The sequence below is a fragment of the Paraprevotella xylaniphila YIT 11841 genome, from assembly GCF_000205165.1.
Taxonomy (GTDB): domain Bacteria; phylum Bacteroidota; class Bacteroidia; order Bacteroidales; family Bacteroidaceae; genus Paraprevotella; species Paraprevotella xylaniphila.
In genome coordinates, this window is record NZ_GL883865.1 from 23,134 (window position 1) to 45,714 (window position 22,581).

At 47.1% G+C, this 22,581-nt stretch carries 18 protein-coding genes; 12 read left to right on the forward strand and 6 right to left on the reverse strand.

What is annotated here, in order from left to right; all coding sequences use genetic code 11:
- Positions 1-178: 178 nt before the first annotated feature.
- Genes HMPREF9442_RS09065 through HMPREF9442_RS09075 form a run of 3 tightly spaced genes read left to right on the forward strand, consistent with a single transcriptional unit; the run spans position 179 to position 4,843 of the window.
- Complete coding sequence (locus HMPREF9442_RS09065) at positions 179-1,147, forward strand: UDP-glucuronic acid decarboxylase family protein (RefSeq protein ID WP_040602909.1); 969 nt, start codon at positions 179-181, stop codon at positions 1,145-1,147.
- On the forward strand, positions 1,144-3,558 hold the full coding sequence (locus HMPREF9442_RS15375) for a glycosyltransferase family 2 protein (RefSeq protein WP_050795511.1): 2,415 nt from the start codon (positions 1,144-1,146) through the stop codon (positions 3,556-3,558). The genes HMPREF9442_RS09065 and HMPREF9442_RS15375 overlap by 4 nt, the downstream gene beginning before the upstream one ends.
- Positions 3,545-4,843, forward strand: coding sequence for a radical SAM/SPASM domain-containing protein (locus tag HMPREF9442_RS09075; protein ID WP_008627798.1), 1,299 nt, complete (start codon positions 3,545-3,547; stop codon positions 4,841-4,843). The genes HMPREF9442_RS15375 and HMPREF9442_RS09075 overlap by 14 nt, the downstream gene beginning before the upstream one ends.
- On the opposite strand, the gene HMPREF9442_RS16240 is transcribed toward HMPREF9442_RS09075, so the two are convergent.
- Positions 4,823-5,425 carry a hypothetical protein gene (locus HMPREF9442_RS16240; RefSeq protein ID WP_147639901.1) on the reverse strand — a complete coding sequence of 201 codons (603 nt, stop codon included), beginning with the start codon at positions 5,423-5,425 and terminating at the stop codon, positions 4,823-4,825. The two genes, HMPREF9442_RS09075 and HMPREF9442_RS16240, sit on opposite strands and share 21 nt — an antisense overlap.
- 79 nt (positions 5,426-5,504) lie before the next feature.
- On the opposite strand from HMPREF9442_RS16240, the gene HMPREF9442_RS09080 reads away from it, so the two are divergent.
- Genes HMPREF9442_RS09080 through glf form a run of 8 tightly spaced genes read left to right on the forward strand, consistent with a single transcriptional unit; the run spans position 5,505 to position 19,182 of the window.
- Complete coding sequence (locus tag HMPREF9442_RS09080; protein ID WP_008627801.1) at positions 5,505-8,405, forward strand: porin family protein; 2,901 nt, start codon at positions 5,505-5,507, stop codon at positions 8,403-8,405.
- Positions 8,406-8,408: 3 nt separating this feature from the next.
- Positions 8,409-11,297, forward strand: a complete 2,889-nt coding sequence (locus HMPREF9442_RS09085) for a porin family protein (RefSeq protein ID WP_008627803.1) — start codon at positions 8,409-8,411, stop codon at positions 11,295-11,297.
- Between the two features lie 5 nt (positions 11,298-11,302).
- Positions 11,303-12,844: a glycosyl transferase family 14 gene (locus HMPREF9442_RS09090; RefSeq protein WP_008627804.1), complete on the forward strand. Its 1,542-nt coding sequence runs from the start codon at positions 11,303-11,305 to the stop codon at positions 12,842-12,844.
- Between the two features lie 4 nt (positions 12,845-12,848).
- Positions 12,849-15,032: a peptidase domain-containing ABC transporter gene (locus HMPREF9442_RS09095; RefSeq protein ID WP_008627806.1), complete on the forward strand. Its 2,184-nt coding sequence runs from the start codon at positions 12,849-12,851 to the stop codon at positions 15,030-15,032.
- Entirely contained in the window at positions 15,029-15,457 is a 429-nt protein-coding gene (locus HMPREF9442_RS09100) for a hypothetical protein (RefSeq protein WP_008627812.1), read from the forward strand. The genes HMPREF9442_RS09095 and HMPREF9442_RS09100 overlap by 4 nt, the downstream gene beginning before the upstream one ends.
- Positions 15,451-17,292 carry a glycosyltransferase family 2 protein gene (locus HMPREF9442_RS09105; RefSeq protein ID WP_008627813.1) on the forward strand — a complete coding sequence of 614 codons (1,842 nt, stop codon included), beginning with the start codon at positions 15,451-15,453 and terminating at the stop codon, positions 17,290-17,292. Before HMPREF9442_RS09100 ends, HMPREF9442_RS09105 begins: the two co-directional genes overlap by 7 nt.
- Position 17,293: 1 nt before the next feature.
- On the forward strand, positions 17,294-18,058 hold the full coding sequence (locus HMPREF9442_RS09110; RefSeq protein ID WP_008627814.1) for a hypothetical protein: 765 nt from the start codon (positions 17,294-17,296) through the stop codon (positions 18,056-18,058).
- Positions 18,059-18,063: 5 nt separating this feature from the next.
- Positions 18,064-19,182, forward strand: a complete 1,119-nt coding sequence (glf, locus tag HMPREF9442_RS09115; RefSeq protein WP_008627815.1) for a UDP-galactopyranose mutase — start codon at positions 18,064-18,066, stop codon at positions 19,180-19,182.
- Positions 19,183-19,225: 43 nt separating this feature from the next.
- Here the strand turns inward: glf and rd are convergent, their stop codons facing one another.
- The 5 genes from rd to HMPREF9442_RS09135 form a co-directional block, all read right to left on the reverse strand.
- On the reverse strand, positions 19,226-19,390 hold the full coding sequence (rd, locus tag HMPREF9442_RS09120) for a rubredoxin (RefSeq protein WP_008627816.1): 165 nt from the start codon (positions 19,388-19,390) through the stop codon (positions 19,226-19,228).
- Between the two features lie 138 nt (positions 19,391-19,528).
- Positions 19,529-20,260, reverse strand: a complete 732-nt coding sequence (locus tag HMPREF9442_RS09125) for a hypothetical protein (protein WP_008627817.1) — start codon at positions 20,258-20,260, stop codon at positions 19,529-19,531.
- Positions 20,232-20,390 (reverse strand): hypothetical protein, encoded by a 159-nt coding sequence (locus HMPREF9442_RS16765; protein ID WP_008627818.1) that lies wholly within the window; start codon positions 20,388-20,390, stop codon positions 20,232-20,234. The genes HMPREF9442_RS09125 and HMPREF9442_RS16765 overlap by 29 nt, the downstream gene beginning before the upstream one ends.
- A gap of 469 nt (positions 20,391-20,859) precedes the next feature.
- Entirely contained in the window at positions 20,860-21,135 is a 276-nt protein-coding gene (locus tag HMPREF9442_RS09130; RefSeq protein ID WP_008627820.1) for a hypothetical protein, read from the reverse strand.
- On the reverse strand, positions 21,132-21,836 hold the full coding sequence (locus HMPREF9442_RS09135) for an SIR2 family NAD-dependent protein deacylase (protein WP_008627822.1): 705 nt from the start codon (positions 21,834-21,836) through the stop codon (positions 21,132-21,134). Before HMPREF9442_RS09135 ends, HMPREF9442_RS09130 begins: the two co-directional genes overlap by 4 nt.
- A gap of 119 nt (positions 21,837-21,955) precedes the next feature.
- On the opposite strand from HMPREF9442_RS09135, the gene bamJ reads away from it, so the two are divergent.
- Positions 21,956-22,561 carry a BamJ family beta-barrel-assembly machinery protein gene (gene bamJ, locus HMPREF9442_RS09140; protein WP_008627823.1) on the forward strand — a complete coding sequence of 202 codons (606 nt, stop codon included), beginning with the start codon at positions 21,956-21,958 and terminating at the stop codon, positions 22,559-22,561.
- The last annotated feature ends 20 nt before the right edge of the window (positions 22,562-22,581 follow it).

Genomic DNA, 22,581 nt, shown 5'->3' on the forward strand with positions numbered 1-22,581 from the left:
CGTTCTTCCCCTTCCGGCCTGTGCCTTCCGATGAAAGCACAGGCCTTTTCATTCTTTTCCCGGTCAAAAAATTACCCTTTTGGATAAAAATAAGACTTCATACAGTCATTTTTTTCCGAAACATTCCTTCCATCCTTGTTTTTATTCCTACATTTGGACTAACCAAAACGGAGGTATCATGAAACACGTCATCATAGCCGGAGGAGCCGGATTCATAGGTTCCCATCTTTGCGAATACCTGCTACATAAAGGTGATAGGGTCATCTGTCTGGACAACTTCCGGACGGGACATCCCAAAAACGTGTCAGCCTTAACGAACCACCCATACTTCAAATTAGTGGAACACGACATCACCATGCCCTATATGATAAAAGGTATCGATGAAATCTATAATCTGGCTTGCCCGGCTTCTCCCATACACTATCAGGACTCCCCCATTGAAACCACCAAGACTTCGGTCATCGGCACGCTCAACCTGTTGGAACTGGCACGCGAAAACCATTGCCGGTTCCTCCAAGCCTCTACCAGTGAAGTCTACGGCGACCCGGAAGTCCACCCACAGCCCGAAAGTTATTGGGGACATGTCAACCCGAACGGCATCCGTTCCTGCTATGACGTGGGCAAACGCTGTGCCGAAAGCCTTTGCATGGACTATCACCGGAGATATGGCGTAGCGGTGAAAATCATCCGCATCTTCAACACCTACGGGCCGCGCATGGCCTGTGACGACGGACGTGTGGTTTCCAACTTCATCCTGCAAGCCTTGCAAGGCAAAGACCTCACCATCTACGGCAACGGCATGCAAACCCGGAGTTTTCAATACGTGGACGACCTGATTCAGGGCATGGAACGTATAATGTCCACCCCGGACAGCTTTACCGGACCGGTCAATCTCGGCAATCCGGAAGAACATACTATCCTGGAATTTGCCGAACGAATTCTTGAACTGACAGGAAGCCGGTCACGAATGGTATTCCGTCCTCTTCCTGCCGACGACCCGAAACGGCGCAATCCGGACATCACATTGGCACGGCAGGCATTGGACTGGCACCCCCGGATATCCCTCCGTGAGGGATTGCAACAGACCATCGCCTACTATCGTAACCTTTTGGCCGAAAGCCCATCACAAAATATCTCCCGACCATGAACAAGCACGTCCCTTCCATATCCGTCTGCATGGTGACTTACAATGCGTCACCGTTCTTGCGTGAATGCTTGGACAGCATCCTGTCCCAGACATTCTCCGATTATGAACTGCTGATTGTGGACGATGGCTCCACAGATGATACTGTGGATATTATCCGTTCTTATCCGGACAGAAGAATCCGGCTCATTCGTCACCGGCACGACTATATTGCCTCCCTGAACCTTCTGTACAACAATGCACTCGGCAAATACATTGCCCGTATGGATGCGGACGACATAATGGTCAGCGACCGTTTACAGGCTCAATACGAATATATGGAAGCGCACCCCGAAACCGACATCTTGGGCGGGCACATGCACTGTTTCAATGCCGGGGAGTACGATTGCATCCTGCCTGCGGGCACGGACATCACCATGCCTCAAATGCTAGAACAATGCTATGTAGCCAATCCCACGTCTTTCATCCGCAGGTCAAGTTGGGTGTCGCACCACCTGTCCTACCGTAGCGAAGGCATTTACGCCGAAGACTACAACCTGTGGTTGGATGCCCTGTTGGGCGGATTGCGTATCCGCAATCTGGACAAGATTGTGGTACACTACCGTTTCAATCCTGAACAAATCAGTTGTAAGTATAAGGAAATCCAAGCAGCCCACGCCATGGCCTTGAAGGACAAATACGGCCGGTTATGGGCCGAAAAGGAACAAGCCGTAGCACTCGAAGAGGTGGAAATTCCCCTCAGCAATCTCCCGCTTACCGTGGTCATACCTTTTTATAATGAAAGGGAAGAGGTGGGGAACACTTTGGAGAGCATCCGGCAGACCGTCGGGGACGAAGTGGAGGTCATTCTCGTGGACGACTGTTCCGATGATGGATGGGACTATGTCGCCTGCGCCCGGCAATACGGGGCGCATTACATCCGTAACTCCATCCGCATCGGGGCGGCCGCAGCCAAGGAAAAAGGCATCCGCAGCGCACGTAGCCCTTACTTCCTCCTGTTGGATGCCCACATGCGTTTCTACATCTCCGGCTGGCACCGGATTCTGTTACGCCTTTTGCAGGAAAACGACCATCGTTTGCTTTGCTGCCAGACCCGCGTCCTGCAAAAGGGAGAGGGCCGGATAAAAGACACGACGGACATCCGCACTTTTGGGGCATACCTGTCTTTCCACGGAGGCGAGACCATCCCTTCCGTTTCATGGCTTTGCCGCGAGAAGGCCCTTCATCTTACGGACAACCGGATTCCTTGTATTCTCGGTGCAGGATATGCCGGGAGCAAAACCTATTGGGACAAGCTGAAAGGTTTCCAAGGATTGGTACATTACGGCTGCGAGGAACTCTATGTAAGCCTGAAGGCGTGGTTGGAGGGCGGAGGCTGCCGCCTTGTGCCGGAAGTGGAAATCGGCCATATCTATAAAGACCGGTTCTCCTACACCGTCTATCCATCGCAAATCCTGTACAATTATTTGTTTGTGGCCGAGGTGCTCTTCCCCACCTCATTGAAGTGCAAGACATTCGCGTTGGCCTGGTTGCGGAACGGGGATGCCTACGGAAAAGCCCTGAAATGGATGGAATGGTACAAGGCACGCAACGAAGGACTGAAATCCTTTTTCCGTACCTTCCAAGGACATGACTGGCCTTTCGTAATGGGCATCAACCGGCAGGTCAGCCGGGAGATGGAGAAAGAAATCGACCGGAAGTCCACCTCCTTGGCGCATATCGTATCAGCGTGCCTAACCCGTTGCAGGCAAGTATCCACCTATGGGCTGATGGACGGACTGACGGGATACGTCCTGCTGTTTTGGACTTACTTCCGCTATTCCGGCGAAACACGTTATGAAGACGAAGCCACGGAGTGTTTCAACCGAGTATGCGAAGAAATCCCCAAGGGAGAACTGCCGTTGACTTTCCGAAACGGGATATTCGGTATCGGTTGGGCTTTCATCTACCTGTGGGAACAAGGGTATGTGACGTATGAGGAAGTAGAAGAGGAATTGGCAGAGGCTGACCGCCGTGCCTTGTCGCTGTCTCCCCTGCGCCTTACGGATTTGTCCCTCGAAACCGGTTTGGGCGGCCTGTTGCTTTATCTCACCGCCCGGATAGGCCATCAAAAGAGGATGCACGTTCCCGTCACATTTCCGGAGACCTATATCCACGAAACGGTGGAAGCCGCGAAAGCGGCCTTGGCAGTCCGTCCGGAAAAGCCGGACGCCCGTTGGGTGTCCGTGCTGATGTTGGCCGCCTTGTTAGAGCAAGACGATTGGGCTACCCTCCCGTTGCTCGTCAGTGATATTACGGATGTGCCCGATTTCCTTCCCAAGGACGAAGCATTTTGGACAGACGGCCTGTCGGGCGTAGCCGGTTATGCGTTGAATTTAATTCACTTTAAAAATATATGCCATGAAGTTGAGTAAGTATTCTTTTGTCATCAAGAGAGGTTCTGATTACGTTTTGTACAATTGTTGGACGGAAAAGATGGCCGTGTTGGAAGACCGGTTGAGAGAATGGTTGGAATCCGGTGATGTAGACCACATCCAAGACATCCATCCTGAATTTTACGACTACCTGCTTCGGGAACAGTTCATTGTGGACAATGAAGTGAACGAAGCCGAAGAAGTCATCAAGAAGTGGAAGGAAGAAGAGGGAAGGGAAGACTGTTTAAGCCTTATGGTCAATTCCACTTTGGATTGTAATGTGCGTTGTTGGTATTGCTACGAAAAGCATCGTGCAAATACAGATTTGACATCGGAAACGGTGTCATCCATACTCAAATTAATTCATAAGAGAATCACAACCCCCAAACTAAAAAGTGTACATATATCATTTTTTGGAGGTGAACCTTTATTGAACTTTGAAAAGACGGTTTTTCCGCTACTCATTCAAATAGATAAAATGTGTCACGCTGAAAATAAACAGTTCGCAGTTTCTTTTGTTAGTAACTCTTATCTGCTTTCAGAGGAGATTGTAAATAAGGTTCACTCTTTGCATTTGGCTCAGCCTATGACTGTACAAATCACTTTGGATGGAAATGAAGAAATACATAATAAGACCCGGCATTTAGCATCAGGGGAGGGAACGTACGCAAGAATCCTTTCCAATATGCGCATGGCAGTAAACAAAGATGTGCAAATTACGTTGCGTTTCAATTGTACAGGAAATAACGTGCGAACATTTGTTGATGTTTTAGCTGACCTAAAAAACTGGTCAACTGAAGAGAAATCGAAAATACGGATTGATTTGCAACAAGTCTGGCAAGACACACCGCGAACCGATGTTGACATGCAGGTTGAATTCAAGAAAATCCGGGAACTTTTTATGAAAGAAGGGTTTTATGTCAATGAGGTAAGAGCAGTGAGTCCATCTCGTTGCTATGGAGACCATGCAAACCATTTTATTGTTAACTATAATGGAGATTTATACAAGTGCTCAGCGCGCGACTTTACAAAAGAAAACAGGGAAGGGGTCTTGACATCTGACGGTGATTTGGAATGGAATGAAAAAAGGGCGGTACGAGAAAGAATCAAATATGGTAATGCTGCTTGTATAGCTTGCCGGATTTATCCCCTGTGTCACGGAGGATGCAGTCAAGGGAAATTAGAACAGCAGGGTGTCAATGGATGCATCAAGCATTATACAGAACTTAACAAAGTAAAAATAGTTAGGGATAGAGTAGAGTTCCTATTGGAACGTTTTGTGTAACCATTTAAAGCAGTGCGTTATGGAAGAAAAGAAGAAACTGCTAAAAACACTTTTAAAAAGTGGATTTAGCCCCCTTGAAATCAGCAAAGAGGGAAAACTACAAGGTGGATTCGGAGAAGTAAATCCAAATGGGAATTGTGGCGATTGTAATTGTCCACCGGTAAACGGCATATGCCCCGTCAATGGGAATTGCGAAGAATGCCCTTTTGTAAAATGAATCGTAAAAATGAAAGTTCCTAATGGAACATTATGTCTAATTAAAATCAACGTCATGAAAGAGAGAAAGAAATCTCTGAAAACGCTCTTAGAGGGTGATTTCAGGCCGCTTGGAGAGAGTAAAGAAGGTAAACTGCGTGGAGGATTTGGGGTGTTGGATGCCAATGGCAATTGTGGAAATTGCACTTGTGAGACTAACGGCTCCTGTCCCACCAACAGCACTTGTACCACAAACAGTAGCTGTGACAACAACAGTAACTGTCCCAATTGCTCGTGTACGAATAATTCTACTTGTCCGTCAAATTCCAGTTGCCCCAATAGCGGAACAACCACATCAGCACCTTCACAACCAAATGCTTTTGGCATGATGGGATTCTTCTAACAGTATGTTAAAAACTTAATAGGAGTGGACATAGTTCCATTCCTATTCTAAAATCTAAGAAAAATGAAACGTTGGATTACCTTCCTATTTATATTCTATGCCGTTTTATCCGCTGCCGTGGCTCAAAACAAACCGACACGGTTTGATGTATGGGGACAAGTTTTGGATGCAAATACGCATGGTATCTTGTCGGGAGTGAAAGTTTCTCTGTTAAGCCAAGACAGCGTTTGTATCGGAACGGTAACTTCTTTCGACAATGGCATCACCAACAACAATTACCAAATAGGAAATGTACCGGGTTCGGGAAATTATATACTACACCTTGAAAAAAAAGGATATACCTCCATATATAAGAACGTGACCTTAAAATATCATAAATCACGAAGACCTACTGTTATTTTAGATGCCATCCCGATGCACAGGGAAATGGTACGCAAACTGAAAGAAGTTAAAGTGACCGCCACATTGGTCAAAATGGTGATGAAAAAAGACACGGTGGTATTTAATGCGGATGCTTTCCAACTGGCTGAAGGTTCCATGTTGGATCAATTGGTGGCCCGGTTGCCCGGAGTGGAGCTTCGTGGCAACGGACAGATTTATGTGAACGGCAGATTTGTCAGCAGTTTGCTTTTGAATGGGGAGGATTTTTTTAAGGGAGATCCTTCCATTGCTTTGCAAAACCTGCCGGCTTATACGGTAAACCAGATTAAAGTCTATGAGAAACAAAGCGACAGGGACAAAGCCATGGGGTTGGAAAAAAGAGGGGAACAACCGTTGGTCATGGATGTCAACTTGAAAAAACAATATAGTGTGGGATGGATGGCCAATGTGGATGCCGGAGGAGGCATAGAAGACCGATATAGCGCCAAACTGTTCGGACTTCGCTTTTCGCCCCGTACAAGACTGACCGTATACGGGAATCTCAACAACATTACGGATTTGAGCAGTCCGGACGGTAACGGCAATTGGAACTCCAATGTGAATCCGGTGGGTACCATCGACCGGCATAGCGGAGGAATAGACCTTTTATTGCAGGACAAAGAGAAAAAAATCAAGACGACACATAGTTTAAGCGTTGTACACAACAAAGAGGATATTGACATGAACCAAAACTCCACTACGTTCTTTCAATCCGGAAACGTGTATCAGCGTAAAGAATGGAATACGCAACAGGAAAAATGGTATGTTAAATTCAACAACTCTTTCCAGTATATTCCCCGGTATGGTTTCTACTTTACAGTCAGTCCTTACGTAAACTATAGTAAAGAAGAATATGACAGTTGGACAAGAAGTGCGGACATGGAAGCAAACATCAGCGAAAGATATAAAGGAGAAGCCTTGGACAGCCTTTTCTCTCCAACGGCTTCACGCGAATATACGAAAAACCTAATCAATAAGCTTCGGAGTTGGGAAGACGAAAAAAAATCCTTTCTATCAGGTGGAGCAAATTTCTATTTGGCTTTCAGGCCTAAAAAGTTCAATAGGGATTTCCTTGAAGTTTCTGGCGGATACCAATATATGGATTATGACTATGCCAACAAATACCGATATGAGATGTCGTACTGGAATAAGGGAAACAATACCGGCAATGAACGGAAAACCAAATATTACATGGATAATTACCGGAATTCCAGTTTCAATTACAGGGCGACTTACAGTTTGCTTTCCAGTTTTGAACGCCATTACCTGAATATTCCTTTTGAATATAGTTTTATATATAATCACAGGAATTCCGAACGTCCGTTTTATGATATTACGGACTCGACATTATGGGCGCATGAGGTGGACCAGTTGTCTTCTTTAAGGGGGAGCCTGACGCAATACATGGATTGGACCAACAGTTTCTTTTCTAAAAACGAGACTTACACTCATATCCCGAAGCTCGTGGTTTATTATGCATGGAAAGACCACAAAAATGAAGATAAATTATGGGTGCAGGCAGAGCTACCGGTCAATATCGTGCAAGAAAACCTGGATTACCGGCGGAATGTCGTGGACACGGCAATGAACCGCAGAACCGCTTTTTTCAATCCAAGGTTGTTCATGATTTATTACCCGGACGAAAACAACCGGCAATACAATCAACTAAAATTTGATTACAGGTATAATTCATGGGCGCAGAATCTGACCTATAAAATAAATTACATGGATACTTCCAATCCGTTGGAAGTATGGATGACGAATCCCAACCTGCCCGACAGCCACAGCCATTTCGTGGGGTTTGACTACAATTGGGGCATACCGGAAAAACAACTCCGGGTCTTTTTCTATTCAAATTATACCTACCGGATGAATTCCCTATGCCAGTCTATGACCTACGATGCTGCGACCGGTATACGCACTTATAGGCCGGAAACCGTGAACGGGAACTGGTATTACTATGGTGGATTCAACACTGTGGCACCGATTGACAAAAAAAGATGGTTCTATTTTTCCAATTTTACAGACTGGACATATAGCCACAATGTGGATTACCTCAGCCTGAACAATCAAAGCAGCATACGCAATATTGTATACAAGGCGACCGTAAAGGAATCCTTGCGTTTGGACTTCCGGAAAGACAAGCTGTTTCTCGGGTTGAGGGGGAACTTCTATTGGACGAATGCCAAGGGGAAGAATATTTCCACCATCAACACGTTTGATTACAGCTACGGGTTGAACGGGAACTGGGAACTTCCTGCCGGTTTCGGACTTAGCGGAGACCTGATGATGTACAGCAGGCGTGGACTTGAAACCAACCAACTGAACACGGATGAGTTCTTGTGCAACCTCCATTTAAGCAAATCCGTACTTAAAGGCAAGCTGGTGTTCATGCTGGACGGTTTCGACATCTTCAACCAATTGTCCAACATACGTTACAACATCAACGCCCAAGGACAAACCGAGACGTATTATAATGTGGTCCAAAGATATGCCATGTTAAGGGTGGTATATAAATTCAACCGCGAACCGAAAAAGAAATAATTTATGAAAAAATATAGGATTGCTTTTCTATTTGCCTTATGCAGCTCCACGGTTTCCGCACAGCAAACCCCATACCAGCTATGGGGGGCTGTACGTGATGCCTTTACAAGAGAATCCATTCGCGATGTCCACTTAACCTTAATGACCCCAGACAGCGTGGAAATCGTAAAAGATGTATCTGTTGGAAGCACTCCGGGAAGTCCCAATTTCACTGTAACCGACATACCCGGAAGCGGAACGTATATTTTACGCTGTGAAAAAGAAGGCTACACCACCATAGACACCCCGGTCAAATTAAAATATAGCCGTTTACGGCAGACCCGCGTATTCTTAGACAAAGACATACTAATGACCAAAGAAATGACTCGCAAACTAAAAGAAGTGGAAGTGAAAGCCACTTTAGTGAAAATGGTCATGAAAGGCGATACCATGGTATACAATGCAGCGGCTTTCCAATTGGCACAAGGCTCCATGTTGGACGAATTGGTACGTCAACTGCCCGGTGTGCGATTGGAAAACGGGCAAATCACCGTAAACGGACGTTTCGTGAGCAGCCTGATGCTCAACGGGGAGGACTTTTTCAAGGGTAATCCTAAAATAGCCTTGGACAACCTGCCGGCCTATATGGTGGACAAGGTAAAGGTGTATGAACGGCAAAACGACCGTGACAGGGCTTTAGGTATAAAAAAAATGGGTGAGGAGCCTTTGGTAATGGACGTGAACCTGAAAAAACAATACAGCATCGGTTGGATAGCCAACGCTGACGCGGGATATGGCACGGACGACCGGTATGGGGCACGTTTCTTCGGTTTGCGTTTTTCTCCCCAAACCCGTTTGTCCCTATATGGAAACTTTAATAACATCAACGACATGCGTACTTCTGATACATACGGGAATTGGAATGGAGGAAGCGTCCCTGAAGGCACTACCGACCGCCAGTCCGGTGGCATGGACTTGTTAGTAAAAGACAAAGAAGGACAGTATAAGCTGACCGGCACGCTCACCGCCTACCATCAGAAGGAAGAAAAAGACATGCAACGCCTCTCCACTACATTCTTTTCCAATGGGGATATTTATAACCGTACATCGAATTCCTTTAGGAACAGGCAATGGTATATAAATCCCTATATCGACTTACAACTCACTCCTAAGAAAGGTTTGTTCTTCAGGATCAACCCTTACGCAAGATACCAAAACAACCAAGGAAACGCATTGACCCGAAGTGCAGACTTCACGGAAAACATATACGAACATTACAAGGGAGAAGCCTTGGACAGCCTCTTTGCCCCCAATGCTTCGGAGGTTTACACCCGCATTTTGGTAAACCGCCTGATGAACAGCCAGGAATCAAAGGCATACCAATTCAGCACAGGGAGCAGCATAGAACTTTCCACCAAAGGAGTGACCGGGAATGACAGGTTCACCATAAGAGGGAATTACAATTACAATAAAAACCGGAACAGGGATCTCCAACGGTATGATGCCTCTTATTGGAACCACGGTAGCCATACAGGCAACCAACGTACCGCCCAATACGGGGAAAACCATTACAAGAATGCCTATTACGACTTGTTGGGCGAATATTCACTGGAGCTGGCCAACAAGAACATGGTGTGGCGGATTACACCGGGATATATGATAGACTACGCTTATCAAAATACATCACGTCCTTTTTATACCTTGGACGCAAACGGAATGTGGGAATACGATGTAGACCAACTTTCGTCCATGAAAGACGGCTTGACCCAATACATTGACCTGCAAAACAGCTTTTACTCCACCCGTAGGACTTGGGCACACAATGCATTCGTGAACCTGCAATACTCCATTTTAGAAAACAACAATGAAAAACTATGGCTGTATGTGAGATTTCCCATGCGCATGGCTACCGAGAAGTTAGATTACCAACGGGAACGGACGGACACCCTGCTACGGAGGCATCTGAATTTCTTTGAACCGGATTTGAAGTTAAAATACTATCCGAAAGCAGAAAACCGGGACATATTTTTCATCTTGAACTACCGGCTTACCCATTCCGCACCGGATTTGTCTTACAACATAAACTATCGGGATGATGCCACACCCTTGGTAGTCCGCCTGACTAATCCGGGGTTGAAAAACGCGCATAACCACAATCTCTACACATCTTACAATTGGGGGGACTGGAAAAAGCAAAGGTTCTTCTATACTGCCCTGTACTATAATTTGAGACTCAATGCCCTTGCGCAATCACTCACCTACGACCGGATGACAGGAATCCGGACTTACCGGCCAGAAAACGTCAACGGGAACTGGAACATCGGGGGTACGTTCAGTACCACCACGGCATTAGACAAGGAAAAGCTCTTCACCTTAGTGACTTACACCAACTGGGGCTACAACCATAGTGTGGATTTCCTGAATCTGGATGATGCGGAACACAGCATCCGTAACACGGTCAACAATACCACGTTGGGAGAAAGCCTGAATTGTGAGTTCCGCAAAAACGGATACTTTGCCGGGTTGAGAGGAAACTTCAACTGGTCAAGGGCGAAAGGAGCGAACATACGTACCATCGAAAGCTATAATTACAGCTATGGCATTACGGGAAAAGCCCCTTTGCCTTGGAATCTTGAAGTCAGTGCAGACTTGATGATGTACAGCCGGAGAGGGTATGAAAGCAACTTGTTGAATACAGATGAGTTAGTGTGTAACATGCACCTGAGCAAATCTGTCCTGCGTGGCAATCTGGTATTCATGATAGACGGCTTCGACTTGTTCAAACAACTGTCTAATGTGCGTTATAACGTCAATGCACAGGGGCAGACAGAAACCTACTACAATGTCATGCCACGCTACTTCATGTTCCACGTGATGTATAAACTGAACCGAGAACCGAAAAAGAAAAACTGACGAATATGAAACATGCCATTCTGATTATCGCTTACCATCAGGCGGATTTCATCAAACGCTGCATAGATAATTTCGATGACGACTTTCTGGTCTTCATCCATTGGGACAAGAGGGCGGAACTTACGGAGACCGACCAAGCCATGCTGGCCGGGCATCCCCGCGTGAAATTCTTGGGGAAAGACTATCCGGTGAACTGGGGAAGCTACGGATTGGTACGGGTAACGCTATTGCTCTGCCGGGAGGCGATGAAACACGGAGATGTGGAGTATTTCCACCTTATCAGTGATGCGGACATGCTGACGCGCAATGCAGCCTGCTTCAAACATTTTTTCCAAATACACAAAGGGGAAAACTTCATGGAATACGGCAAGTACAATTCCGAAAGCGGAACTTTCGACGAGGAGTGTTTCCAGAAAATGACGCTGTTCCACCGCACGGAGAAATATAACCTGAGAGACCAAGAGGAACATAAACGTTATGCTGCAGAATTGGAAGAGCAACGGAAAAGCAACAAACGCCGCCCCTTACCCGGCATTCCGCTTTACGGAGGACCGGCGTGGTGGAGCCTGACCCGGGAATGCGTGGCATATCTGTTGGAGAAAGAAGACTATATCGAACAACTTTATACCGACACGCTCCTGCCCGACGAGATGTTTACCCAGACGTTGCTGATGAATTCCCCGTTCGCTTCCACAGTGGTCAACAAACATCTGCGTTACATCTGTTGGGAGCATCGGAACGGCAACCGTCCTGCCGTGTTGGATGAAAGTGACTTTGCACGGGTTCTGCGGGGGGATTTCTTCTTTGCCCGTAAAGTGGACCCGGAAGGGGTATCAAAACCGTTTGTTCGTCTGGTAGACGAAATCTGCCTGCATGCCCCGTTCATAGCCGACGGGACGAAAGAGACGTGGGAAAGCCTGTTGGATACAATCCATTCCTTCCTGTATGCCAAACGGGACATATATAAGGTACGGGGATACCGGTACGGCACCATCGGCGTATGGATATTCTTGTACTTATATGGGAAACTGAGGCATTCGCCTTTCGACCTTCCGGCTTATCTGGAACAGACTGCCGAGGTGTGGGAGGAGGACTTGGACACGGAAACGCCTTCTGAGGAGTGGGGATTCCTGGGCATGGCCGTCTGCATGGAATACCTGTACCAATTCATGGACTGTTCCCTGTTGGACGTGGCATTGGACGAAGTGAACGACTACGCCTATAATTACCTGTGCAACATGGGGACGGAGGAAATAGACGAGGAATGGAGGGCTTCTTTCCAAGCTTATTTCCATTACCGGGAAAAGAACGGGAGGCTCACGGAAACCGACCGCAAGGTATGGAATATCTTAAACAAGGAAAAAACGGCCTGTACTGCTGCCGCATGGACTTTCTCTTGTCCGGAAGAGGTGGCAGAAAGAATGAACCGTACCAGTTCGTTGGGGCTTTCCGGCTATGCCGGATTGGGACTGGCGTTATTGGCCAAAATCACAGGAAAAGAACAGGCTGACTGGTGGCCTTTGCTTGACCTCATCCAAAAACAATGAAACGATGAAATTCACCCGGCAGTTCGACCAAATGGATTGCGGCCCGGCTTGTGTCCGCATGCTGGCTGACGCCCACGGGCGCCAGTACCCCATATCCTATCTGCGTTCCTTGGCGCATTTGAGCCGGGAAGGGGTGAGCGTGGCCGGTATACGTGATGCCTTGGAACATATCGGGATGAGGTCTGCGTCTTTTGAGATGACGTTGGAACAACTGCGGGCCGATTGCCCTTTACCGGCCATCTTGCATTGGGAACAGAACCATTTCGTGGTGTTGTACGATGTGCGGCAAAGCAAATGGAACGGCGCATGGAAGTATGCCGTGGCCAACCCTGCGTATGGGAAATATACTTTCTCGGAAAAGGAATTTTCCAAATATTGGTTGAACGGAGACAAGGGAATCGCCGTGGTGGCAGAACCGACCCCGGCATTTTACGAAAAGAAATCTGTCAAGGAGAAGCACAGTTTCCTGCAATTTATCAAGAAGTATGTATGGCCGTTCAGGAAAGAAATGGTGCAGTTGTCTTTCGGCATGCTGAGTGGCATCCTGCTTTCATTGGTAGCCCCTTTCCTTACGCAGGCCATGGTGGACAGCGGTATCGCCATGCGCGACATGGATGTCATCCGCAACCTCTTGTTTGCCCAGATAGCCCTGTTTATCGGTTCTTTCTCCATGGGGATGATCAGCAGCTGGGTGACCCTGTACATGGGGACGCGCATCAACATCAACGTGCTCCACGACTATCTATGCAAGTTGCTGCAACTTCCCATGACTTTCTTTGAAACCAAGAGCGTGGGAGATTACCAACAGCGGATAGGCGACCACGGAAGAATACAGGGATTTACCACGCAAGCCACCATGCAAACCCTTTTTTCACTGGTGTCATGTGCCGTATTGTTGGTCATTATCGGCTACTACAATATCATCATTCTTACGGCCTACCTTCTCATTACGGGATTGAGCACGGCTTGGATGAGCTATTTTTTCAGGCTCCGCAAATCGCTTGATTATGAGCAGTTCCGCGTGGGAGTGAGGAACCAGAACAAGCTTTTTGAAATGATGAACGGCATTGTGGACATCAAAGTCAACACTTACGAGCAATACAAGATAGGGGAATGGAACGGGATGCAGGAGGAACTATACCGTATGAGCCGTAAAAGTCTGCGGTTGGGACAAATACAAAACACGGGGTATACGGTCATTGGCCAAATACGGAATATTTTCATCACGTTCTGGATTGCGGCCGAAGTGGTGCAGGGCAACCTTACGCTCGGTATGATGATGAGCATTTCCAGTATCATAGGACAGGTAAACGGCCCGCTGTCGCAGCTTATCGGGTTCCTGCAACAATACCAAGATGCCAAAATCAGTTTGGAACGTTCCGAAGAGGTCTATTTGTGCCAGAATGAAGACCGGGAGGACATGAAGGAACTCACGCCGGACCGGCCTCCGTTGGACATCCGTCTGGAAAACGTCACGTTCCGGTATACCGGCAGCATCGGAAAGGCCGCTTTGGAAAATATCAGTTTTACCATCCCTTCCGGAAAGATGACGGCCATCGTGGGAGAAAGTGGGAGCGGAAAGACCACGCTCATGAAACTGCTTTTGAAATTTTATACACCTACGGAAGGGCATATACGGCTCGGAACAGATGATTTGGCGGATTACAAGGCTGAATCTGTCAGAAAGGCTTCGGGCATCGTCATGCAGGAAAACTTCATCTTTTCAGATACGATACAGAACAATATCACGATGGGGGAAGCATTCGACAGGAAACGGATGAACGAGGCTATTCGTGCGGCTTGCTTGGACGAATACATCGGAGGACTTCCTTTGGGCTTGCAGACTCATATAGGAGCCGAAGGCATAGGAGTAAGCGGGGGAGAGAAACAACGTATCATGATAGCGAGGGCTATTTACAAGAATCCGCTTTACCTGATGATGGATGAAGCTACCAGTTCGCTGGATGCGGAGAATGAACACCGCATTACGGAAAACATAGGCCGTATATGCCGGGGGCGTACATTGTTGGTCATCGCACACCGCCTGTCGACCGTGAAGAATGCCGACCATATCATCGTGCTGCGCCATGGTTGCGTGGTGGAATCCGGCACACACAAGGAACTCGTGAGTAAGAAAGGGTATTATTGGGAATTAGTCAAAAACCAACTGGAACTGGCCGAATCATGAAAGAGAGGAACACCATACATGCTTTTTTACTGCACTACGGCATTTCTACCGTATTGTTATGTATGTTAGTGGCCATTGTCGTGATGTTGAACACGGTGGACATCAACCAGAAAGTAACGGCCGACCTCCTGAAGGAAAAAGGGGAATATAAGGCTTATGTGGTCAAAAACACTTATCTTTCCTTGGACAAGGGAGGCTCCCTGACCATAGATGCCATGGAGGGGAAGAAGCTGACGTTTACCATACAGTCTGTCATGGAAGAACCGGATTATTATGTGGTCTGCATGACACCTGATGTCCGGACTGCCGTGGAAAAGGCTTTTGGAGGTAATTCCAAACTGTCCGGCTATGTCTATACCCATAAGGTGAAACTGTGGCATCTGGTATTTTCCAAAATCTCTTTAAACAAAAATACGTTATGGTGAATGGTTTTTCGGTTATCATGCCTACTTACAACCAGGCTTATTTTATCCGCAGGGCGGTCATGAGCCTGATAAGGCAATCCTACCCGCAGTGGGAACTGATTATCGTGAATGATGGTTCAACAGACGCTACGGACAGAATCATCAGCGGCCTGCCACAGGATGAAAGAATCAAATACCTGCATTATCCGGATAATCGGGGGATGGGATATGCCCTGAACAAAGGATTGGACATAGCACGGTACGGACATATTGCTTATCTTCCGTCGGATGATTTCTTTTATGCCGACCACCTGAAAGACTTGAAAGAGGCTTTCGAGTCCGACGAACGGGTTGTCCTGGCTTATTCAGGGGTGAATTTCGATGACACGGATGCCTATGCCCCAAGGGACAATACAGATTCGCTGACCATGATGCCTGGCCATTCTTTGCAGTTGGCGCAGGCCGCCCACCGTAAGACTGCCGACCGGTGGACGGAACGGCAAGAACTGGTGACTGCGGATCTTTTTATCATGTTCTGGCATAAACTGGCCGGACAGGGTATCTTCATGCCAACCCTGAGAATCACCGCGAAATGGACGAACCATCCTTGGCAAAGGCATAAGATTTGCGAGGAAGATTTCGGAGGCAACCTGTATAAGTACAAGGACTATTACCAAGTGAAAGAACCGGTAAGAATCCGTATGAGCCGTTACCGGCTATTGGACGAAAAGGAAACGTATAAACCGGTGGCACGTTCCATTCCCGGCAAACCGTTGATGAAGATACTCATCATCGGGGCGTTGAATTACAACCCGGAACGTTTTTGTGCTTGGGAAGAAGCCGGATGCCAACTGTATGGCTATTGGTATCCTGTGCCTTCAATGGCTCATGAAAGCATAGGCCCGTTCCCTTTCGGGCATATTGAAACCATACCCCATGGAGCAGATTGGACGGAAAGGGTCAGAGACATTTGCCCGGACTTGATTTACCTGTGTTTCTGCTGTTCTTCCTTGGAGTTTGTGTATGACAGCATGATGGAGTTGCGGAAAGCAGGCGTACACGTGCCTTTCGTATGGCATCTGAAAGAAGGGCCGCAACTTTGCATGCGTTTCGGGACTTGGCCGAAACTGATGGAACTGTATGAACTTTCAGCCGGAAACATTATCACAAACCGGCGGACAAAAGAGTGGTATGATTTGTTTCTGCCGACAGGCAAACCTTATCTGATTTTGGATCAGGAAATGCCCCAAAAAGAATATTTTGAGAGACCGTTTTCGCCTAAAATCTCGGCTTCGGACGGGGAAATCCATACGGTGGTTATCGGACGGATGATCGGGATTTCCGTGGAAGACATGCGGAGATTGGCCGCACACCGCATCCATGTGCATTTGTACTCGGCCAGTTATTACAGGCAGAAGAACACGGGCAATAACTTGTATGGCAGGGTTGCACAAGGATATTTCCATGTGCATGCCTATTGCCCCAATGAAAAATGGGTGGAAGAATTTTCCCGTTATGATGCGGGTTGGCTACATGCCGGCCACAGCCGGAACAGGGGAGATTTGTTCCGTGCCATGTGGGATGATCTGAATATCCCCGCAAGGGTGGGCACATTGGCCGCAGCCGGTCTTCCCATGATTTTGCGGCGGAATACAGAACATATCGTAGCTTCAAAAGAACTGTCGGAACAATATGGAATAGGCATTTTGTATGATTCCATCACCGAACTGGCAACACAACTGCACGACAAGGATTTCATGGATATTCTAACAAGAAACATGCAGGAGCATCGGATGGAATTTACAATGGATGCACATACGCCCAAACTTATCCGCTTCTTTCAATCCCTCATATAATATGATAATGGAAATACGTGAAAAGATGTTATGGCAGATAGCCAACACCGTAATGGTGAACCACCAGTTTATAGACACACCGGAATTTTGTGCCGAACAGGCAGAGGCTTCCCTTTTACTGTTCAAAGTTTCCCAACGATTAGATATAGACATTTACCGTGATTTTGCATTACGGTGTTTTGAGAGATGTGTATCCCAACTTCCTAAAATATCTCAAAAAGTGACCGCTGCCGGATGGGCCATCTGCCGGATTTTAAATGAAGGATGGGCATTTGGGGACATGGATGCGATACTTCATGACGTGGACAAGAGAATAGTTCCTGTACTCAACCGGAATTTTGATTTCGGTGACGAAACGAAAGGAAACTTCATCCTCCCCCACTTTTACCTTCTGGAACGTCATAAGAAAGACAAGAATTATTGGACAACCCAAAGCGACATGATCCAAAACCTCAAGGCTTCCATCAACCGCCACACAGAAAAGGGTGGTGTTTTCTCCATCCTCTGCCAAGAATCCATCGACCGTTTCCTTCTCCATGCAGGTGTAAAAACAGTTTTTGCCGATAGTTATCCTGATACCTTGTATGCCCTTTCACCGGAAGAACTCACGGCGCAAGCATGGAGGTCTTTGCTTTACGGACAACGCATCGCTTGGACATTCAGCGAAAAAGAACTGGCCGACTATATCGACCGGAGGATTGCCGATTTCGATGCCACGGAAGACTTGAACTTGCAAGGTATATTAAGTATAGGACTAATCATATAATTTCCATGGAAAAAGAATATGACCTTATCATAGTGGGCAGCGGCTTATACGGCTGCGTCACGGCTTATCTGGCACATCAGGCCGGATGGCGTTGCTTAGTCATCGAAAAACGGGCTTTCACCGGTGGAAATATCCGCGATGAAATACGGGAGGGTATCAATGTACATTCATACGGGCCTCACGTCTTCCATACACGCCATCAGGAAGTGTGGGACTTTGCCAGCCGATTTACCCCGTTCAACCATTTCCGTTATTGCCCTCTGGCACGATATGGCGGCAAAATGTACAACTTGCCGTTCAACATGCACACTTTCTACCAATTGTACGGGACCCAGACTCCGGAAGAAGCCGCATTGCGGTTACGGCAAGAGCAAGGGCTTTACCCCCATCCCCGGAACCTGGAGGAAAAAGCCGTCTCCATGGTAGGCCGCACGATGTATGAAACCCTGATTAAAGGATATACCGAGAAACAATGGGGACGGAAAGCCACGGAACTCCCTCCATTCATCATCGAACGCCTGCCCCTGCGTTTCACTTTCGACAACAATTATTTCAACGACCCTTATCAAGGAGTTCCCATGGCAGGCTACTCACCTTGGGTGGACAAAATGTTGGAGGGCACGGAAGTACGGTTGAATACCGATTTTCTCGCCGACAAGGACTATTGGATGAAGAAAGCCGGACATGTCTTATATACCGGAGCGATTGATGCGTTTTTCGACTACCGCTTGGGGGCACTGGAATACAGAAGCCTGACTTTCGAGCATGTTTTATTCGAACAACCCAACGTACAAGGCATCGCAGTCATCAACGAAACGGACAGCCGGATACCCTATACCCGAAGCATCGAACACAAGCATTTCGCCTTCGGCACACAACCGGTCTCCATCGTCACCCACGAGTTTCCACAAACATGGGACAAAGACCGGGAACCTTTCTACCCCGTCAATGATGAAAAGAACAACACGCTGTACCGGCAATACCACGCATTGGCGCAACGGGAATGCCCCCACATTACATTCGGAGGACGGTTGGGACTGTACCGTTACTTCAATATGGACGAAACCATCAAAAACGCTTTGGAACAATGGGAGGTCTTAAAAACGAAATTGCTTCCGGCTTGAATCCAAACCGGAAGCAATTTCGTTTTTTGTCCTTTTTTAAATCTTATTCTTCGTAAGGCTCGAAATCATCCTTGCCCACACCGCAAACCGGACAAACCCAGTCTTCGGGAATATTCTCAAAAGCCGTTCCCGGCTCAATACCTGATTCTGGGTCTCCTACCTCGGGATCGTAAACCCACTGGCAAACTGTACAAATATACTTTTTCATCGTTCAAATTGGTTTAAATTCATTTTTATATCAATAACTTGTGCAAGTATACTACTTTTTAGGTAGAAAACAGCAGAAAAGCCCTCTTGCTTTTGTTTTTTTAACACATATACTTAAGCTGTAACTTTGCACTTTTCCCTATTCTTTCCTGTGCGTGAACGTTCCGCTTTCACCCATGGCACCGCCCCAAGGAGGAGTGACCTTATTCTTCCAATGACAAAGATGGTAAGCGTCTTGGTCTATTACCCCTTCTTCCGTATAGATCTCAGCCGAACAATGCCACCCGAAAACGGAAGACTGCTTGGCATGCATTTGGACGGACTTCAAAATCCCGTCTTCGCCAAAGGAAGAGCGGCAATACATGCGATATGAATAAAGTTCCATCCCCAACAAGTTCCTCAACGTGCAGGACTTCTCGAATACTTTTTCTCTTTCCGATTCCGCGCTGTCCCTGTCGCATTGCTCCATACTTTCCATGTCTGCAATAAGGCAACCTATATTCTCAAACACAATACGGCCCTCTTTTTCCGCTACAGCCCACGAACGGTAGGTGTTACCCTCCTTGCACCATTCCAACTCAATGACTTCCATTCCCGTATGCATCTCCTTTTCACAATCGTTGCGAATGGCATCAATCATAACGGTCTGCCCCACCACACCTGACAAGCACCTCATCAGCCCCACGCTCACCACATCGTAGGCATAACGGGTGTTGTCATAATAGCACACCGTGTTGGCCACGTCCGAAAACAGGCGCGACTTCACCTCCTCCAATTCTCTTTCCAAATCAATCTTCCCCCGGTAAGTGTACCCTTTCAGATAAAGGCCGACTCCGTTTCCATCACGGCTTTTCACAGCCTCTTCCCCCATGATGTTTCAGGGCATACTCCAACTGTTCTTTCCACGTTCCCGGTCGTCCGCTTGTGGACACTTGTGCTGCCATCGGCATATTCCACATCAAGAATACCACCCAACTTACCCCACATAAAATACTCTTCATTTATTTAGAATTTATATCCAACAATACATCAAACAACTGCCTTCTGCAACCAGTCCTCGCCCACCGCAAGTTGGTTCTAAACATCGGCACACCGACAGAAAAGCAAACGACTGCCCAACAGTTCCTTCCAACCAAAAAATAAAGTCCTAAAGCCAACGCACTTATCCCCCATATCCAAGAAAAGGCTTCTACTATATCGTTCTTATGTTTATGTTTCATATTCGAATAACGTAAAACTATACCCTTAATTTGTTTAAACTATTTTTATGTATATACGTATGAAGGTGTAAAACTACTTATTAAGAAATTACAACATTAGAACTCTTTAACAAAGAGCCGTGAAAAGGCATTCTTCCCTACCCCAGAGTTTTTCCAAAAACATGTTTCATCTTTCAGGATGAATCATAAAGCACTGGAACAAAGAAAATTAATACACTGAAAGATGATTCGGACATCTTTCAGCCTACTGTCATGCAGAAAGATGAAAATCAATCTGCGCCAAACGAAAAATCATTCGGCTGAGATTGATTTTTCGTTTGGCGCAGAAAAAAAGTGCCTCGTATGCCGAACGATTTCCGGTTCTATACAAGGCACGACTGAAACAGGGCTGAAAGATGGTAAAATCATCCTTCAGTTCATAACTTGCTATATACAAGAGACTTACAGAACAACCTGAAAGATGAAACATGTTTTCCCAAAATTCCTGGAGGAGGGAAAGACGCGCTTCCTCCTTTTGCCCTTTCATAATTTTTCCAAACAAACCATAAGCTCTTCCACCCCTTCGGAAGCTCCTTTCATCAAATGATGCACACGTCCCCCGCCATGGATACCTGCCACGGGCTTGGGATCTATCACATAAATGGGAGCATGGGACGGGACGTAATTCAGCAGCCCTGCCGCCGGGTAAACATTCAGGGAAGTGCCGATAACGACAAAAACATCCGCCGTAGAAGTGATGTTGATGGCAGCCTCTATCATCGGGACAGGCTCGCCGAACCAAACGATGAAAGGCCGCAACTGGCTGCCGTCTGCCGCACGGTCGCCTATTTTCACTTCCCATTCCTCAGGGCGAAGTTCACGGATGTACTTAGGGTTGTCCGGTTCCAGGCTCGATGTGACTTTCGTCAGTTCGCCATGCAAATGAACCACTTTCGTGCTGCCGGCACGTTCGTGCAAGTTGTCCACATTCTGCGTGATGACCGTCACATCGTAATCTTGCTCCATGGCTGCCAACAACACATGTCCCCGGCATGGTTCCACCTCTTGCAACTGACGGCGGCGTTCATTATAAAAACGTGTGACCAACTCCGGATTGCGGGCATATCCTTCAGGAGTGGCCACATCCTCCACCGGATAGCGGTCCCACAGCCCGCCTGAATCCCGGAACGTACTCAAACCGCTTTCGGCCGACATGCCTGCCCCCGTCAAAACAACAACTTTTTTCATCTATTTTAGTTTTTTACCTACAAAAATAGGAAAAAATACAAGCAAATCATCCTAAAGGTCAAATAATTCAATTAACTTTGCGCCCTTAGTAAGGACATTATTATTAAAAACACCACAAAATGAACAAAGTAAGCTACGCATTAGGCTTGGGTATCGGACAACAACTCAAAAGCATGGGAGCACAAGACCTTTGCATCGACGATTTCGCACAAGCCATCAAGGACGTACTCGAAAACAAAGAACTGGCAGTATCTCACCACGAGGCACAAAGCATCGTGACCCAATATTTTCAGGAAAAAGAAGCAGCCATGAACAAGGAAAAGGAAGCCAAAGGCAAACAGGCGAAAGCGGACGGCGAGAAATTCCTTAAAGAAAACGCGCAGAAAGAGGGCGTGGTCACGACTACCTCCGGACTGCAATACATGGTGTTGCAAGAAGGCGACGGCAAAAGCCCGAAAGCGACAGACAAGGTGCGTTGCCATTATGAAGGGATGCTCATCGACGGGACGCTCTTCGACAGCAGCCTGCAACGCGGCGAACCGGCCGACTTCCCGCTCAACGGGGTAATCGCCGGATGGACCGAAGGGCTCCAACTGATGAAAGAAGGTGCAAAATACCGTTTCTTTATCCCTTACTTGTTAGGCTACGGTGCAGGCGGCGCAGGAAATTCCATCCCGCCTTACAGCACATTGATTTTCGATGTGGAACTCATCAAAGTACTTTAAAAATTATTTAATTCATAGTA

Bases quoted from the DNA above. Each gene is read 5' to 3' on its own strand.
- HMPREF9442_RS09065 (WP_040602909.1), top strand. From the start codon at position 179: ATGAAACACGTCATCATAGCCGGAGGAGCCGGATTCATAGGTTCCCAT.
- HMPREF9442_RS15375 (WP_050795511.1), top strand. From the start codon at position 1,144: ATGAACAAGCACGTCCCTTCCATATCCGTCTGCATGGTGACTTACAAT.
- HMPREF9442_RS09075 (WP_008627798.1), top strand. From the start codon at position 3,545: ATGAAGTTGAGTAAGTATTCTTTTGTCATCAAGAGAGGTTCTGATTAC.
- HMPREF9442_RS16240 (WP_147639901.1), bottom strand. From the start codon at position 5,425: ATGCCAAAAGCATTTGGTTGTGAAGGTGCTGATGTGGTTGTTCCGCTA.
- HMPREF9442_RS09080 (WP_008627801.1), top strand. From the start codon at position 5,505: ATGAAACGTTGGATTACCTTCCTATTTATATTCTATGCCGTTTTATCC.
- HMPREF9442_RS09085 (WP_008627803.1), top strand. From the start codon at position 8,409: ATGAAAAAATATAGGATTGCTTTTCTATTTGCCTTATGCAGCTCCACG.
- HMPREF9442_RS09090 (WP_008627804.1), top strand. From the start codon at position 11,303: ATGAAACATGCCATTCTGATTATCGCTTACCATCAGGCGGATTTCATC.
- HMPREF9442_RS09095 (WP_008627806.1), top strand. From the start codon at position 12,849: ATGAAATTCACCCGGCAGTTCGACCAAATGGATTGCGGCCCGGCTTGT.
- HMPREF9442_RS09100 (WP_008627812.1), top strand. From the start codon at position 15,029: ATGAAAGAGAGGAACACCATACATGCTTTTTTACTGCACTACGGCATT.
- HMPREF9442_RS09105 (WP_008627813.1), top strand. From the start codon at position 15,451: ATGGTGAATGGTTTTTCGGTTATCATGCCTACTTACAACCAGGCTTAT.
- HMPREF9442_RS09110 (WP_008627814.1), top strand. From the start codon at position 17,294: ATGATAATGGAAATACGTGAAAAGATGTTATGGCAGATAGCCAACACC.
- glf (WP_008627815.1), top strand. From the start codon at position 18,064: ATGGAAAAAGAATATGACCTTATCATAGTGGGCAGCGGCTTATACGGC.
- rd (WP_008627816.1), bottom strand. From the start codon at position 19,390: ATGAAAAAGTATATTTGTACAGTTTGCCAGTGGGTTTACGATCCCGAG.
- HMPREF9442_RS09125 (WP_008627817.1), bottom strand. From the start codon at position 20,260: ATGGGGGAAGAGGCTGTGAAAAGCCGTGATGGAAACGGAGTCGGCCTT.
- HMPREF9442_RS16765 (WP_008627818.1), bottom strand. From the start codon at position 20,390: ATGAAGAGTATTTTATGTGGGGTAAGTTGGGTGGTATTCTTGATGTGG.
- HMPREF9442_RS09130 (WP_008627820.1), bottom strand. From the start codon at position 21,135: ATGAAAGGGCAAAAGGAGGAAGCGCGTCTTTCCCTCCTCCAGGAATTT.
- HMPREF9442_RS09135 (WP_008627822.1), bottom strand. From the start codon at position 21,836: ATGAAAAAAGTTGTTGTTTTGACGGGGGCAGGCATGTCGGCCGAAAGC.
- bamJ (WP_008627823.1), top strand. From the start codon at position 21,956: ATGAACAAAGTAAGCTACGCATTAGGCTTGGGTATCGGACAACAACTC.